Source organism: Mesorhizobium sp. M1A.F.Ca.IN.020.06.1.1, from assembly GCF_004023265.1.
GTDB lineage: Bacteria > Pseudomonadota > Alphaproteobacteria > Rhizobiales > Rhizobiaceae > Mesorhizobium.
On sequence record NZ_RZSR01001022.1, the window covers coordinates 1 to 2,066 of the forward strand.

At 65.2% G+C, this 2,066-nt stretch carries 2 protein-coding genes; both read left to right on the forward strand.

The annotated features are described in order from the left end of the window. The first annotated feature begins 89 nt into the window (after positions 1-89). Positions 90-974 (forward strand): diaminopimelate epimerase, encoded by an 885-nt coding sequence (dapF, locus tag EOA60_RS30420; protein WP_127335757.1) that lies wholly within the window; start codon positions 90-92, stop codon positions 972-974. Next, positions 974-2,066, forward strand: a 1,093-nt coding sequence (mtaB, locus tag EOA60_RS30425) for a tRNA (N(6)-L-threonylcarbamoyladenosine(37)-C(2))-methylthiotransferase MtaB (RefSeq protein WP_128312430.1), incomplete at its 3' end; no start/stop codon positions are given. The genes dapF and mtaB, both read left to right, overlap by 1 nt.

Consider the following 2,066-nt stretch of genomic DNA (forward strand, 5'->3'; position numbering starts at 1 on the left):
GCCGCGTCCTGGCCGGGAGTCGCGTTGCACTGGTAATTCCCGCCCGTTTCCGCCATATAGCGCCAAACGGAATTGGAACGACCGGTTAGATGGCAGGCACTGCCCCATTCGCCAAGATGAACGGCATCGGCAACGAGATCATCGTCGCCGATATGCGCGGCCGTGCCGACAAGGTGACGGCAGCCGCGGCGATTGCCCTCAATGCCGACGCGGCGACCAAGTTCGATCAGATCATGGCGATCCATGATCCGCGCACGACCGGCACTGCTTATTACGTCGACATCTTGAATTCGGACGGCACCGGTGCGCAGGCCTGCGGCAATGGCATGCGCTGCGTCGTGCAGGCGCTTGCGGCCGAGACCGGCCAAAAGACCTTCACCTTCGAAACCCGCGCCGGCATTCTCAATGCTCAGGAACATGCCGACGGCTCGATCTCGGTCGACATGGGCAAGCCGCGTTTCGGCTGGCAGGAGATCCCGCTTGCCGAGGAGTTCCGCGACACTCGCATGATCGAACTGCAGATCGGCCCGATCGATGCGCCGGTGCTGCATTCGCCTTCGGTCGTCTCGATGGGCAATCCGCACGCGATCTTCTGGGTCGACCGCGACGTCTGGTCCTACGAGCTCGACCGATTCGGTCCGCTGCTCGAGAACCATCCGATCTTTCCCGAGCGCGCCAACATCACCATCGCTCAGGTCACCTCGCCCGAGACGATGTTCATCCGCACCTGGGAGCGCGGCGCGGGTCTCACCAAGGCCTGCGGCTCCGCGGCCTGCGCCGCCGTGGTGGCAGCCGCCCGCACCAAGCGCACCGGCCGCAGCGTGTCGCTGGTCACGCCCGGCGGCGGCGAGCTCAATGTCGAGTGGCGCGACGACGATCACGTCATTTTGACCGGCGCCGCCGAATGGGAGTTTTCCGGCAGCTTCGACCCTTCGACCGGCGCCTGGGCCCGCGACACCGAAAGCGCCGCCTGATGTCCGCTCTTCAAAAGGGCCCGGCGCCCGAAGGGCCTATCGGCAACGGTATCGACGTGGTCACGTTCGGCTGCCGCCTCAACACCTATGAATCGGAGGTGATGCGCCGCGAGGCCGAAAGCGCCGGCCTCGGCGCGCTGGAAGGCGGCGCCGTCATCTTCAACACCTGCGCCGTCACCGCCGAAGCCGTGCGCCAGGCCAAGCAGGCGATCCGCAAGGTCCGTCGCGAGAACCCTGAAGCGCGCATCATCGTCACCGGCTGCGCCGCGCAGACCGAGCCGCAGAATTTCGTCGCCATGGACGAGGTAGACCTGGTGCTCGGCAATGAGGAGAAGCTCAAGGCGAACTCCTACCGCGCGCTGCCGGACTTCGGCGTCAACGATACCGAGAAGGCGCGCGTCAACGATATCTTCTCGGTGCGCGAGACGGCGAGCCACATGGTCGACGCCATTGAGGGCCGGGCGCGCGCCTTCGTGCAGGTGCAGAATGGCTGCGACCATCGCTGCACCTTCTGCATCATTCCTTACGGCCGCGGCAATTCGCGCTCGGTGCCGATGGGCGCCGTGGTCGAGCAGGTCAAGCGTCTCGCAGGCAACGGCTATGCCGAGATCGTGCTTACCGGCGTCGACATGACCAGCTTCGGCGCCGACTTGCCGGGCAGCCCGAAGCTTGGGAAGCTGGTGAAGACGATCCTGCGCCAGGTGCCCGAGGTGAAGCGCCTGAGGCTGTCGTCGATCGATTCCATAGAAGCCGACGACGAGCTGCTCGACGCGATTGCCACCGAGCCGCGGCTGATGCCGCATTTGCATCTGTCGCTGCAATCGGGCGACGACATGATCCTGAAGCGCATGAAGCGCCGGCATTTGCGCGATCAGTCGATCCGCTTCTGCGAGGACGTGCGGAAGCTCCGTCCCGGCATCGTCTTCGGAGCCGACATCATCGCCGGCTTCCCGACCGAGACCGAGGCGATGTTCAAAAACTCGGAGAAAATCGTCGCGGAATGCGGCCTGACGCATCTTCACGTCTTCCCGTTCAGCCCGCGCGAGGGCACGCCCGCCGCGCGGGCTGAACGGGAAGACGTGAAGATGCGTC